Below are 12448 nucleotides of genomic sequence, written 5' to 3' on the forward strand. Positions count from 1 at the left end.
CTTTGGGTGAACGGGTGAACAAGTGAGTGGCGCGGCGCGCCTGGTGAACTCGTCACCCTCACCCCTTCACCTTTTCACTTGTTCACGACTCACCGCCGCCCGCCCCGTGTCTGCCACAGCGGCTTCTTGCCCTTCAAGTGGCGCTCGATGCCGTCGTTCAGGCGGCTGCGCAGGTCCACCACCTCGGCCACCTGGCCGTAGACGCCGGGGAAGCGCAGGTCCAGCCAGAGCCAGAGTGTGCAGCTGCGCAGGGCCTGCTCCATGCGGTCGAGGCGGCTGTGTTCGTCCACGTCCTGCAGGAACCAGGGCGAGCCGGCCTTGCCGTTGAGGGCGTGGCGGTGGGCCCAGTCCAGGTACTCCTGCACCTGGGCATCGGTGCGGCTGTCCACCGGCGCTTGCGCGTAGATGAAGCGTTGCTTGAGCGTCAGGCCGCCCGCGGCCTGGTCGAGCTGGGCGGCCAGGTCCAGCATCTGCTCCAGCTCGGCCACGGCGAAGTGGGCGTCGTCCAGGCGCAGCTGTTCCATGAAGACATTGAGCACCTCGCGCAAGCGCTTCAGGCCCAGGCGGCTGGCGATGGTGTTGACATGCCACCAGTTCGGCGCCACCGCGGCCTTGAAGTCGCGCGGTGCCCGTGGCTGCTTGGGCAGCAGCTCCTTCAGCACTTTGGCGGCCTGCGGTTCGGCCTCGCGCAGCACGCCGCAGAAGCCTTCGTCGTGCATGCCATAACGGCCGGCTCGACCGGCGATCTGGTGCACCTCGGAGACGGTCAGCGCGCGGTCGCCCTGGCCGTCGAACTTGCTCATGGTGCTGAACAGCACGCGCCGGATCGGCAGGTTCAGGCCCATGCCGATGGCATCGGTGGCGACCAGGATGTGGGCCGCGCCATTGGCAAAGCGCTCGGCCTCGCGCCGCCGCACCTCGGGCGGCAAGGCGCCGTAGATCACCGAGACCGGGTGACCGGCCTGGGCGATCTGGTCGCGCAGCATCAGCACCTCGCGGCGGCTGAAGGCCACCACGGCGTCGCCTTTTTTCAGCGCGGCGATGGGCACGGGGGCGGGCAGCAGCTGCACCTCCTGCTTGCGCTCGAAATGCCTGACCGTGCAGCGCTCGCCGCACAGGCCCAGCAGGCTCTCGATCGCCGGCACGGCATAGGCGGAACAGATGATGATCACCTCATTGGCCGGCACCGCGACGATGGCCTGGGTCCAGGCCCAGCCGCGGTAGAGGTCGAAGAGCATCTGCGCTTCGTCGATCACCGCCACATCGATGGGCTTGTTGGTGTTGACCATCTCGATGGTGCTGGAGACGACGCGGGCGCCATCGGCCGGCACGTTCTCCTCGCCCGTCAGCAGCGAGCAGGGCACGCCGCGGCCGACCAGACGGTCCCGCCCTTCCAGGGCCAGCAGGCGCAGCGGCGCCAGGTAGGCGCCCTCGTGGGCTTGCGCCAGGCGCTCGAAGGCGGCGTAGGTCTTGCCACTGTTGGGCGGGCCCACGTAGAGCGTGACCGTGCGCTGCAGGCGGCGCGCGGCATCGAAGGTGTCGGGGTAGCCCTGGAAGGCCAGCTCGCTGTTCAGACCGGCCAGGGTGTTGAGCTCGGCAACGCGGTGCTCCCAGCGGTCCTGGGCGCGGGTGCAGCCGGCCTTGAGCAGCTCGAAAGCCTGGGGCATGGCGCACTCGGCCTGCAGGCGCGGCAGCAGGGAATCGAGATGCTCAGGGTGGCCGGCCTCGCTGCGCGCCAGCAGCTGGGCCAGATGGGCTTGCAGCTCGGCCGCGTGGGCATAGGGCGGCTGCTGGCCCAGGGCGGCCTTGAGCGCGTGCAGGTCGCCGTCGCGGTAGAAGGCCCAGACCGGGCCGTCGTCCTCCAGCGGCACGCGGAAGGCCACCGGGATCTGCCAGCCCGGCAGAGCCAGCTTGAGGTTCAAGCGGCAGAGCCGGCTCCAGCCCTGGCCTTCACGGCTCAGGCCCAGGCCGTCCAGGAGCACGGTGCGCTGCTGCATCAGCGCGCGCACGGTGGGCGCGGTGCCGACGACGTCGAGATGCGCCAGGGCCACCGCCATCAGGCGCGGCGCGATCCAGCGGCTGGGGCGTGCACCGGCCACGGCTTTCTGCAGCAGCACCAGGCCAGCGCGGTCCAGCGCCGCCTCCTGGGCGCTGGCCTCGCCACTGGCGGCGCCGAAATCAGCCGGCGTCAGCACCTGGGGCAGTTGGTAGGCCGCCTGGCGGATGCGCAAGAGCTGCTCGGGCCCGATGCCGGCTGGCAGGCGGCTGGCGTGCTGCGGCCGGGGCAGGTTCAGGGGCACAGGCTTGCCGGCAGAGGCCGCCGGCTCGGGCCTGGCGGGCATAGCGGTCGGCGAATCGGCCGGCGAACCGGCGGAAGAAGAAGTCGTAGAAAAAGGATCACTCACCCCGGGAGTTGACCACATGTTCAAGCCGCCCTGGCCGCTCCACAATGCGCGCCAAGCGAGCTTTGCAAGGAACCCCGTGCCATGTCGACCCCGAATCCCGTCTCCGCCACCGTACTCGAGGGCGCGCCGCCCGCCGCTTCGGCCAGTGCCGCCCCGGCCGATTCGTCCTACATGCTCCTGATCGTGGAGCCCCTGGGCCAGCGTCAGGCGCGCGGCCGCGCCGGGGGCGAAGAGGCCTATGCCCGCATGATGGCGTTTGGCGCCGATCTGCAGGCGCGCGGCCTGCTGGAGGCGGCCAACTCCCTGGCCTCCACCCGCCATGCGACGCGACTGCAGGTGCGCGGGGGCCAGACCCAGCTGACCGACGGCCCCTTCGCCGAGGCCAAGGAAATGATCGGCGGCTTCTTCCTGCTCAAGAACTGCAGCCGCGCCCTGGCTCTGGAGATGGCGGCCCGCTGCCCGGCGGCCGAGTGGGCCACGGTGGAGGTGCGCCAGGTCGGCCCCTGTTTCGAGGACGCAGAGCCGGCCTGATCCTCAGCGCTGAGGAGGGAAAGACGAACGGACGCAAGGACAGTTCGTGCGAGCTCCGCCCCGGTGATGTCGAAAGCGCGGGGCCTGCTTCGTCGTGTGGGCAAGGGCGGCCTGAGGGCACGCCTCTGGCCACACGGCCTCATCGCCCAAACCCAGCTCGGAGAAAGAAGCGCTTTATGGTCCTCACCCTGTTCAAACTGATCGGCGGCCTTCTGGTCCTGTTGCTGCTGGTCTTGCTGTTCCAGGCCTCGCGCCAGCCGGACCATTTCAAGGTCGAACGTCAGCTGCGCATCCAGGCCTCGCCCGAGACCTTGTTTGCCCTGATTCAAGACCTGCGCCAGTTCAACCGCTGGAACCCCTACGAGAAGAAAGACCCGCAGATCCAGGGCCAGTACAGCGCCCAGACCGCCGGCCCCGGGGCGCGCTACGCCTGGCAAAGCAAGGAAGTGGGCGAAGGCAGTCTGGAGATCACCGAGCTGCAAGCCCCGCAGCGCGTGGCCATGCGTCTGGATTTCATCAAGCCCTTTGAGGCCCACAACCAGGCCGAGTTCCGCATCGAGGCCCTGCCCGGCGGCGCCTCGCAGGTGAGCTGGTCCATGACGGGCCCCTCGCCCTTTGTCAGCAAGCTGATGGGGGTGATCTTCAATATGGACCGCATGATCGGCCGTGATTTCGAGGCCGGGCTTCACAAGCTCAAGGCCCTGGCCGAGCCGGCGCCCGTCACCCCGGCGAACTGAACCGCCATCAGCACCCAAGCCCAGCCACCGCGAGACCCACCACACCATGCATCAGCAAATCTTCGTCAATCTGCCCATCCGTGACATGGCGCGCTCGCGCGCCTTCTTCGAATCCATGGGCTACGCCTTCAATCCGCAGTTCAGCAACGAGCAGGGCGCCTGCCTGGTGCTCGGTGAAAACCTCTTCGCCATGCTGCTGGTGCATGAGTTCTTCCAGGGCTTCACCGGCAAGCCCATCGTCGATGCGCGCCAAGGCACCGAGCTGCTGCTCTGCTTGTCTTGCAGCAGCCGCGCCGAGGTGGACGATCTGGTGGCCAAGGCTGTCGCCGCCGGCGGCAGCGCCCCCCGCGCGCCGCAGGACCACGGCTTCATGTACGCCCATGGTTTCGAGGACCTGGACGGCCACATCTGGGAGCTCTGCTTCATGGACACCAGCGCCTGTGCCAACCCCAGCAGCGATGCCTGAAGACAGCGCCCTGCGCGACACCGTGGCGGCCATCTGGCGCCAGGAGTCGGCCCGCATCGTCGCCCATGCGGCCCGCCTGGTGCGCGATCTGGACCGCGCCGAGGAGCTGGCGCAAGACGCTCTGCTGGCCGCCCTCGAGACCTGGCCGCGTGACGGCCTGCCCCAGAATCCGGCTGCCTGGCTGATGACCACGGCCAAACACCGCGCCCTTGATCACCTGCGCCGCGTGGCCATGCAGGCGCGCCAGGAGGAAGCCCTGGCCCAGGATCTGCAAAGCCTGCAGGCCGATGTGGAGCCCGATTTCGCGCCCGAGCTGATCCGCAGCCTCGATCAAGCTGCCGACGCCGCCCATATCGATGACGATCTGCTGCGCCTGCTCTTCATCGCCTGCCACCCGGTGCTGCCGCCGGCCAGCCGCCTGGCCCTGACGCTGCGCCTGCTCGGCGGCCTCAGCACGGCCGAAATCGCCCGCGCCTGTCTGCAGCCTGAGCCCACCGTGGCCCAACGCATCGTGCGCGCCAAGCGCACCCTGGCCGACAGCGGCCTGCCTTTCGAGCTGCCCCAGGGCGAGGCGCGCCGCGAGGCCCTGGGCTCGGTGCTGGCCGTGATCTATCTGATGTTCAACGAAGGCCACGCCGCCAGCCAGGGTGAGGACTGGATGCGGCCCACGCTGTGCGAAGAGGCGCTGCGCCTGGCCCGGGTGCTGGCCGGCCTGAGCCCGCAGGAGGCCGAGGTTCATGGCCTGCTGGCTCTGCTGGAGATCCAGGCCTCGCGCCTGGCGGCGCGGCTCGATGAACAAGGCCAGCCCGTGCTGCTGATGGACCAGGACCGGCGCCGCTGGGATGCCTTGCTGATCCGCCGCGGCTTGGGCGCCCTGGCCCGCGCCGAGGCCCTGGCCCAGCATGATGCGGCCGGCCCCGGCCCGTATCAGCTGCAAGCGGCGATTGCCGCCTGCCATGCCCGCGCGGCCACGGCCGAGGCTACCGATTGGGCGGCCATCGTGGCTGGCTATGACGCCTTGATGGCGCGTTATCCCTCGCCCGTGGTGCGACTGAACCGGGCGGTGGCCGTCAGCCGCCAGTCACCCGAGCAAGGTGGCGGGCCGGCCGTGGCCCTGGCCCTGCTGCAGCCGCTGCGCGAGCTGCCGGCCTTGCGCGACTACCCCTGGCTGGCCAGCGCCGAAGGCGATGTGCTGGAGCGGCTGGGGCGGCGCGAGGAAGCCCGGGTTGCCTTCGAGCGCGCGGCGGCCTTGAGCGGCAATGCGCAGGATCAAGCCCTGCTGCGCGCCCGGGCGCAGGCCCTGAAGCCGTGTTGAGGTCGGCGGATTACTTGTCGGCGACCCGCTCGCCCAGCATGCGCTGCATCAGGCTGAAGAAGCGGTCGTAGAAGGCGCCGGCCGGGATGGTCTCGCTGGCCACCTTGACCAGGGACTCGTCGGTCGAGGACATGGGCACCGAGATGGAGCCCAGGGCGCTGACGCCGATGCTGGTGGAGTTGCTGCTCTTCTTCAGCGAGTAACGGTCTTGCTGGGCGGACACAAAGGCGGTGGTCACCTGGTCCTGGCGGCCATCGGGCGCGCACACCACATTGAAGCTGATCTCCACATGGACATCGCCATCGGGCTGGAAATGCTTGCGGCCTGTGACCGAGCTGTTGTTGCTGCTGGGCGGCACGGCATTGGCCGGCGTCGGGCTGATCACATAGCCCTGGCTCAGCAGGGCGCGGCGCGCCGCTTCGCAGGTGTCTTCTACGCTGCCGTCGAACAGGCGCGAAAAGGTCTCGTCGGCCTGGAAGCGCTCGTTCTGGTAGACCGTGGTCTTGCCGGCCTTCTCGGCAGGGGCCTGGAAGGGCATCTGCACCGCACAGCCCGCCAGACTCAGGGCCGCGGCAGCGCCCAGACCGAGCAGGCCGGTCCGGGCCCGCAGGGCCAGGCTTCGCCGTGTCATCGGGCTGGTGGGCAACCGGTCGGGCTGCATCATGGCGGAGCGCTCCTTGTGAGGTGTGGGTGAACGGGGGTATCAGGGGTATCGGGGCTGACGCAGGCCGGGCCTGGCGCGCAGGGGGCATTATCCCGTGAGTGCTGAGCAGGCTTGTTTAGTAGCCCATATGCGGTCTCAGGCCTTGTGCGACCAATAGTCGCGCATCAGCTCATGCGACCAGGGCGGCTGACGCAGCGGCCCGCGTGGCAGGAACTCGGCCATCACCGGCTTGATGTCCAGCACCGGCGTGCCGTCGATCGCATCGAGCTCGGCCACGAAGAGCTGCGTGCCATCCACACGCAAGAGCCGGCAGATGGTGCTGCCGATGCGGTTGGGCCGGTTCTTGGCCCGCTGGGCAAAGATGCCCACGGCCGGCCAGGCCGGGTTGTTGCGCGGGTGGCGGGCGCCGCGCACCACCTTCTCGGGCGCCACACCGTGAAAGATAAAGAGCAGCTCCACATGCGAGAACGCATCCAGGCCCTGCAGGGCCTCCGGGCCAAAGCCCTCGGCCAGGCGGATGCAGGATTCCTCGCCGCCCCAGAAATCATCTTCCGCCGCGGGGCGGCGCGCGTGGACGGTGGCGATGGCTTCGATCTCGGTCTTCATGGGTCCTCCCGGGCTGGCTGGGGTCGTCGTTTGATCGCGTTGAGTGGAGTGGGGTGCGGCTCAGTCTAGCCCCGCCCTTGCCGCGGTCTGCGGCGTTTTACGGTGTCTGCTAGGGCCTGCGCGCTGAACCTGGGCGTATCGAAAGCAAAGCCCGAAGGTCGCCGCGCTTGCGCTTGGCGCGCCAGCCGATCAGCCCCCGCCGCACGGTGCGCGCAGGTGCCGGCAGCGCGCAGCTAACCCAGCGGTAACGCGCAGGGAGCTGGCTACACTGCCCGCCTGGCCGGCCCGCCGCCGGTTTCTCGCTCCCCCCGACTCACGCCCCCGCACCCGCCCATGAATACGACCATCATTTCCCGCCCTCGTCTGCGCAGCCTGGTGGCCAGCCTGGCCTTGCTCGGGAGCCTCAGCGGGGTGCAGGCCGCCGGCGGCCTGGCGCTGGCTGGCGCACAGGCGGCGAGTGCCGCGACCACCGCGGCCGCCGCTGCGCCTTCGGCCGCCAGCCGCGCCTTCGACCGCGAGGTCGATGCCTTTCTGAAAGAGTACTGGCGCCTGGTACCCGAGATGGCGGTGGCCGCCGGCCAGTACGCTGCCGCGGCCCAGCTGCCGGCGCCGACCGAGGCCTTGCGACAGGCCCAGCTGGCCTTCGCCGAGCGCTGGATCCAGCGCCTGCAGGCCCTGCCCACCAAACTGGCGCTCGATGCCGGCCAGCGCAGCGACCTGGCCCTGCTGGACAACCACCTGCGCGGCCTGCAGTGGAGCTTGAGTGAGCTGCGCAGCGACCAGTGGAACCCGTCCGAGTACAACGTGGCCAATGGCTTCTCCGAGCTGCTCAGCAAGGAAGACTTCGCGCCCCTGCCGCATCGCCTGGCCCTGGTGGAGCGTCGCCTGCAGCAGGTGCCGGCCTACTACCGCGCCGCTTTGCTCAAGCTCAAGGACCCCAGCCCCATGCATCTGCGCCTGGCCATCCGCCAGAGCGAGGGCGCGCTGGAGACCTTCCGCAGCAGCATCCCCGAGGCGGCGGCCAAGGCCAAGCTCTCGCCGGCCCGCAAGGCCTATCTGCTGAAACATAACGGGGCCGCACAGCGCAGCCTGGAGCAGTTCATCGCCGAGCTCAAGGCCCTGGATGCGCGCCAGACGGCCGCCGGCACCGGCCGCGATTTCCGCCTCGGCCGCGCCCTGTTCGAGAAGTCTTTTGCCTATGAAATCCAGGCCAGCGTCGATGCCGATGGCCTCTACCAGCGCGCCCTGGCCGAGAAAGCCGCCCTGCACCAGAAGATGGGCGAGCTGGCCCTGGGCCTGTGGCCCCAGCTCTTCCCTGAGGAAGCCGTGCCCGCCGAGCGCCTGGACCTGATCGCCCGCGTCATCGACAAGCTCAGCGAGCGCCACGCCACGCCCGAAGGCTTTGTCGACGAGATCAAGGCCCAGATCCCTGCGCTCTCCGCCTGGGTCACCGAGCATGGTCTGCTGACCCTGGACCCCAGCCGCCCCCTGCTGGTGCGCGAAACCCCGGCTTACATGCGCGGCGTGGCCGGCGCCTCGATCAGCGCACCCGGCCCGCTGGACCCCAAGGGCATGACCTACTACAACGTCGACCCGCTGGACAAATACAGCCCGGCCGAGGCCGAGTCCTTTTTGCGCGAGTACAACCACTGGGCCCTGCAGGTGCTGAGCATCCACGAGGCCGTGCCCGGCCACTATGTGCAGCTGCTGTACTCGAACAAGTCCAGCTCCAAGGTCAAGAGCCTGTTCGGCAACGGCGCCATGATCGAAGGCTGGGCCGTCTACGCCGAGCGCATGATGATGGAAAGCGGCTGGGGCTCCGTCAACGGCCAGCCCAGCCCCGAGATGGGCCTGATGTACGCGAAGTGGAACCTCCGCGTGGTCTGCAATGCCATCCTGGACTATCAAACCCATGTGCTGGGCCAGGGCGAGGCCGAGGCCATCCAGCTGCTGCAACGCGAAGCCTTCCAGGCCCGGACCGAGGCCAAGGAAAAATGGCACCGCTCCCAAGTCAGCGCCGTGCAGCTGAGCAGTTACTTTGCAGGTTTCTCAGAAATCTTGGCCCTGCGCGAGCAGCTCAAACAAGCCCAGGGCCCGGCCTTCAAGCTCAAGGCCTTCCACGAGAACTTCCTCAGCTACGGCAGCGCCCCGGTCAAGGTGGTGAGCGAGGCGATGTTGAAGGCGGCGAGGGCGGCGAAGCCGTGAGTGGAGGTGGCGGGCCTGGCTTTGTCATTCCGGCAGCCGCCGCTCAACGATTGATTCGTCGCTTTCAAAAGCAGATCACCGCTGGGCCTGAATGTCTTGAGGCTCTCAGGCGGCAGGGTGATGCGACGATGGATTGGTGCGCGGCTCGGGTGAAGCTGCACACATAGTAGGGCCCGTCGAGATGCTTACACCCAAGCAGGTCGCCGCCGAAGATCCCTTTGGTTGACTTGGTGTCCATCACCTCGCCCGAGGGGTCGTGAATGACGCCAATCCAGTTGTCCAGAATGCCTTCCCATGGAAATGCCAGATTGGCATTCGAATCGCTCTGGTAGCTGCATGTCTTGGCCGTCACGCATTGCGGAACATGACCCTGTGATGCTTCGAGCACGGCAGCGTCATACGCTGGGCGATCCAGATAAAACTTGACGTAGACGCCTCCAGTTTCAAGGGGAGCAAATACCCACAAAAGCCATGCGACGGTCACGACAACAAGTGCATGTGCATCGCGAGTGGTTCGGAGCTTGATGGCGCGCGAAGCTGCGAAAACCAGGGCAGCGACGCCTGTGCATGCAAGCAGACCCGCAAGCAAAATAGTGCGCCCGAACCTAGGGCATATCGCGCCAGGGAAACCGCCGCCACTCCCGTGCAGAAGATATACGCAAGCTTGGTAGATACATGAATACGCAAGTCTTTGGTTCCCTCTTGTGCAGATGATCGGATTCCGAAGGAAATCCGCTCGAAAAACAAGTTAGTTTTCAGCGTGCACCAGCACTTGAGAGAGTCCGTACCTCGCTGAACCTCCACTCTCCGAGGTCACCTTGGGCGAGAGTCTGACCAGAAGCCACAAGCTTGCGCCAGCGTTCGGCCAGCAATTCGAACACGTCCTTTTCTTCGTGGAATTTGAGGCCCGGTGCTCTCTGCCCGCCCGAAGACCATTGAGATTTTCGTCCACTGGGGACCCATCGACGCGAGCACAGCAGCGTCGAGGCCTGATGCTGTAGCCATGTGCGCTTTAACGTTGAAACCAAGCAGCCAAAGACCGCAGGATGCCCAAGGGCAAGAACGAAGCGAGGCCCGAGGGCATCATGCCGCTGCAGGTTCAGTCGAAACGTGAGTTTGACCGCATCAAAGGCAGGCAAGACCAGAGGGTCTGGCATTAGGGTCAGACAGCCAGAGCTTCGTGTGCTCTGCATTCGATCGCCACACCATATTTGCCCCACGGACAACTACCTCCGCCGGACAGCTTTCAGTCTGCTGAATGTCGGCCACGAGGAGCATCCGAGTCACATTGTCGATAGGGGGTGTGTGCGTTAGGACAACCGAAACACCTTTTTCAAAGGGCTCAACAACGATGGACATGTTCGACTTGCCACGGAACGTAATAGGTGCCCCACCTGCAAACACGGTGTGACTGTAGTCTTTGACGAAGCATTTACCCCACCCGGTTTGGATTCGTTCGGCGGCCTCCCGAACGCTAGTCTGACTGCACGTGGTCAGTGTGGGAGTTTCGGTCTTGCGAACTTCAACCACCGAAGTGGACGCGCATCCGGAGAGGAAAACAGTTAATGCAATGAGTCTCAGCTTAGACATGATCAATGTAGTGAAAAGACTCGCCCGTGCAGGCAAGCGTCAAAGTTCATTGGAAGGCGACGTTGTTCTCAAGAGCGAAGGGTTGAACAGCATTTGCGACACCTCGTTTTGCGAGGGCCAGCGCTGCAATGCCGAAAAATCGACTTTCCAAACGTCGATCTCAAAGAGTTGATCGTAGACATCTACGTTCAGCGAAGCGATGACCGGAGTTCCATCGGCATCCGAGAATTGCGTTTCCGCCACCTTCCGACCCAGCTCCCGTTCAATTGACGATCCTCCAATTCGCAAGCCGCCCATTCCGCCGCCCGAAAGGGGCTCGACCAGCAGTTGCTCCGCACGCTCATGCCTGCATCCAATAGAAAGCAGGTGCTGGGTCAAAGGAATCTCGTGGTCGAGCAATGGCCGCATGACAGTTCAACGATTCAACTGAGCGTCTGTTTAGCGCAGTCTGCCGCAGTGCCGCGGTCGGGCCTAGTTTGATAGATCCCGCTCAGCCTCCAGTTGCTCAAGGTCGGCATTCTTTGGATAGTGGTACCAAGTCTCATGCGGTGAAAGTTCGCCGCACTCGATACATTGAGTTTTCTGCCATTTGTAGGAACACCCAGGACAAACGCCTCGAGTCCAGAATGTATTCCACACAGTTCCGCAGGATGGCATGCAATCCCACCTGTCTTCTGGTCTGGGCCGCCACTTGCAGTGGGGGCAGTAGATTTCTGCTCTATCTTGCATAAGTCAGTCGCCTTGACTGCGAGACGCCAATGTTTGAACTGAGGGGTTCAGGCGTCACGCTCTAAAACTGCGATGACACCCTCTGGTAGAGCTTGACCGCGCTCTATGTCACCGTAGATGTACTCGAAGGACAGCCATTCGAAGCGCGTGAGCCCAACAGCTTCCGCGAACGCCTTAGCAGGCTCAAGCTCAGCAACCTGGTCTAAGTCTTCTGGATCGAGCAGCATACGAAGTCGTGCGGTATCGAATGAGCACAATGCGGAGCCGAGAACGCGATCCGCTGCCTCCACGTCCAGTTTGTTCACGACATTGAGCCTTGGCTCCCATTCGCACTCATGCTGAGTGACCAGGTCGGGCCCCTGATAGACCTCCACGGACCATCCGTAATCCTCGGCATACATGTAGTGAAGCAACACCCCGACATTGCTTTCAATCAGTTGATTGTTGGGCTCAAACATGGGGCCTTCCGCGAGGATCGTGACCCACCCGTTCTCTGCGGGAAAGACATAACCGTCAAGGCCTGCGCGTCGCAGAAGAAATAGACCATCAGTCGTGGTGCTCGATTTCAACTGATAACTGTCGCTGAATTCGCTCATGTGATTGCCGGGTAGGTGCTGGGAACTTGGATGACAAGTATTTACTACAGCGGTGGGCGAAGCCATCCGCTGCAGCAAAGGTCGAGCGGTGCCTCATACATGCAATACACCCTCTGGCCTGCCGTTTCGACTCCGGTTGAGTGATGAGGTAGGCGAATGACTGAATAGGGCAGAGCCAAATGAACGAACGACTTCCCCTACTTGCACCTGACGATTCCCACAATCTTCGGATGTGTTCCAGACACCGGAACCATCAGTCCGCCGACTGGCAAACTCATGCTGAAGGAAGTTGATCCAGGCCCAGAGAGAGTGTGTTCGTAGTCGCCACCACAAAGCTCTCTAGCCCTACGGTGCCAGTACTCTTGAGCCAACTCTCTTGAAACGCCGCCATTGCCAAGAAAGGTGACTTCGTAAACCTTTGGCTCCAACTGCTTCTCGGAATATCCGCCAAGCGACCCAAGTGGTTGATACGGGGTTGCGCATCCAGCAATAACAACAGCAGATAGCGCCAATAGAAGTTTTCGTAGTCTCATTTGCACTTTCGTAGCGATGAATGAAGCTGCCCAATGCCTGAGTTAACTGGCATACGACAGGGTGACGTAGC

At 65.0% G+C, this 12448-nt stretch carries 12 protein-coding genes; 5 read left to right on the top strand and 7 right to left on the bottom strand.

The window, feature by feature from the left end:
• Nucleotides 1–89 precede the first annotated feature (89 nt).
• Complete coding sequence (locus AC1Q6P_RS04665; protein WP_492663438.1) at nucleotides 90–2342, bottom strand: helicase-related protein; 2253 nt, start codon at nucleotides 2340–2342, stop codon at nucleotides 90–92.
• A gap of 234 nt (nucleotides 2343–2576) precedes the next feature.
• On the opposite strand from AC1Q6P_RS04665, the gene AC1Q6P_RS04670 reads away from it, so the two are divergent.
• The 4 genes from AC1Q6P_RS04670 (at nucleotide 2577) to AC1Q6P_RS04685 (ending at nucleotide 5454) form a co-directional block, all read left to right on the top strand.
• Nucleotides 2577–2936 carry a YciI family protein gene (locus AC1Q6P_RS04670; RefSeq protein WP_492663494.1) on the top strand — a complete coding sequence of 120 codons (360 nt, stop codon included), beginning with the start codon at nucleotides 2577–2579 and terminating at the stop codon, nucleotides 2934–2936.
• 176 nt (nucleotides 2937–3112) lie between these two features.
• On the top strand, nucleotides 3113–3673 hold the full coding sequence (locus AC1Q6P_RS04675; protein ID WP_492663439.1) for an SRPBCC family protein: 561 nt from the start codon (nucleotides 3113–3115) through the stop codon (nucleotides 3671–3673).
• A 46-nt stretch (nucleotides 3674–3719) separates the two neighbouring features.
• Nucleotides 3720–4139: a VOC family protein gene (locus tag AC1Q6P_RS04680; protein ID WP_492663440.1), complete on the top strand. Its 420-nt coding sequence runs from the start codon at nucleotides 3720–3722 to the stop codon at nucleotides 4137–4139.
• On the top strand, nucleotides 4132–5454 hold the full coding sequence (locus AC1Q6P_RS04685) for an RNA polymerase sigma factor (RefSeq protein WP_492663441.1): 1323 nt from the start codon (nucleotides 4132–4134) through the stop codon (nucleotides 5452–5454). Before AC1Q6P_RS04680 ends, AC1Q6P_RS04685 begins: the two co-directional genes overlap by 8 nt.
• 10 nt (nucleotides 5455–5464) lie before the next feature.
• Here the strand turns inward: AC1Q6P_RS04685 and AC1Q6P_RS04690 are convergent, their stop codons facing one another.
• Nucleotides 5465–6118: a DUF2242 domain-containing protein gene (locus AC1Q6P_RS04690; protein ID WP_492663442.1), complete on the bottom strand. Its 654-nt coding sequence runs from the start codon at nucleotides 6116–6118 to the stop codon at nucleotides 5465–5467.
• Between the two features lie 135 nt (nucleotides 6119–6253).
• Nucleotides 6254–6724: an SAM-dependent methyltransferase gene (locus tag AC1Q6P_RS04695; RefSeq protein ID WP_492663443.1), complete on the bottom strand. Its 471-nt coding sequence runs from the start codon at nucleotides 6722–6724 to the stop codon at nucleotides 6254–6256.
• A 333-nt stretch (nucleotides 6725–7057) separates the two neighbouring features.
• Between AC1Q6P_RS04695 and AC1Q6P_RS04700 the strand changes: the two genes are divergently transcribed.
• Complete coding sequence (locus AC1Q6P_RS04700) at nucleotides 7058–8929, top strand: DUF885 domain-containing protein (RefSeq protein WP_492663444.1); 1872 nt, start codon at nucleotides 7058–7060, stop codon at nucleotides 8927–8929.
• A gap of 64 nt (nucleotides 8930–8993) precedes the next feature.
• Here AC1Q6P_RS04700 and AC1Q6P_RS04705 read toward each other — a convergent pair whose 3' ends face one another.
• From AC1Q6P_RS04705 to AC1Q6P_RS04720, 4 genes are all read right to left on the bottom strand, one after another.
• Nucleotides 8994–9413 (bottom strand): hypothetical protein, encoded by a 420-nt coding sequence (locus tag AC1Q6P_RS04705; RefSeq protein WP_492663445.1) that lies wholly within the window; start codon nucleotides 9411–9413, stop codon nucleotides 8994–8996.
• Nucleotides 9414–10558: 1145 nt separating this feature from the next.
• The gene (locus AC1Q6P_RS04710) at nucleotides 10559–10927 is read right to left on the bottom strand and encodes a DUF6984 family protein (protein ID WP_492663446.1); all 369 of its coding nucleotides are present in this window, start codon (nucleotides 10925–10927) and stop codon (nucleotides 10559–10561) included.
• A gap of 368 nt (nucleotides 10928–11295) precedes the next feature.
• Nucleotides 11296–11844 (bottom strand): hypothetical protein, encoded by a 549-nt coding sequence (locus AC1Q6P_RS04715; protein ID WP_492663447.1) that lies wholly within the window; start codon nucleotides 11842–11844, stop codon nucleotides 11296–11298.
• Nucleotides 11845–12041: 197 nt separating this feature from the next.
• Nucleotides 12042–12377 carry a CC0125/CC1285 family lipoprotein gene (locus AC1Q6P_RS04720; protein WP_442952987.1) on the bottom strand — a complete coding sequence of 112 codons (336 nt, stop codon included), beginning with the start codon at nucleotides 12375–12377 and terminating at the stop codon, nucleotides 12042–12044.
• Nucleotides 12378–12448: the final 71 nt, after the last annotated feature.

The organism is Roseateles sp. GW835-FHT13E02 (assembly GCF_058794035.1).

Bases quoted from the DNA above. Each gene is read 5' to 3' on its own strand.
- AC1Q6P_RS04665 (WP_492663438.1), bottom strand. From the start codon at position 2,342: ATGCCCGCCAGGCCCGAGCCGGCGGCCTCTGCCGGCAAGCCTGTGCCC.
- AC1Q6P_RS04670 (WP_492663494.1), top strand. From the start codon at position 2,577: ATGCTCCTGATCGTGGAGCCCCTGGGCCAGCGTCAGGCGCGCGGCCGC.
- AC1Q6P_RS04675 (WP_492663439.1), top strand. From the start codon at position 3,113: ATGGTCCTCACCCTGTTCAAACTGATCGGCGGCCTTCTGGTCCTGTTG.
- AC1Q6P_RS04680 (WP_492663440.1), top strand. From the start codon at position 3,720: ATGCATCAGCAAATCTTCGTCAATCTGCCCATCCGTGACATGGCGCGC.
- AC1Q6P_RS04685 (WP_492663441.1), top strand. From the start codon at position 4,132: ATGCCTGAAGACAGCGCCCTGCGCGACACCGTGGCGGCCATCTGGCGC.
- AC1Q6P_RS04690 (WP_492663442.1), bottom strand. From the start codon at position 6,118: ATGATGCAGCCCGACCGGTTGCCCACCAGCCCGATGACACGGCGAAGC.
- AC1Q6P_RS04695 (WP_492663443.1), bottom strand. From the start codon at position 6,724: ATGAAGACCGAGATCGAAGCCATCGCCACCGTCCACGCGCGCCGCCCC.
- AC1Q6P_RS04700 (WP_492663444.1), top strand. From the start codon at position 7,058: ATGAATACGACCATCATTTCCCGCCCTCGTCTGCGCAGCCTGGTGGCC.
- AC1Q6P_RS04710 (WP_492663446.1), bottom strand. From the start codon at position 10,927: ATGCGGCCATTGCTCGACCACGAGATTCCTTTGACCCAGCACCTGCTT.
- AC1Q6P_RS04715 (WP_492663447.1), bottom strand. From the start codon at position 11,844: ATGAGCGAATTCAGCGACAGTTATCAGTTGAAATCGAGCACCACGACT.
- AC1Q6P_RS04720 (WP_442952987.1), bottom strand. From the start codon at position 12,377: ATGAGACTACGAAAACTTCTATTGGCGCTATCTGCTGTTGTTATTGCT.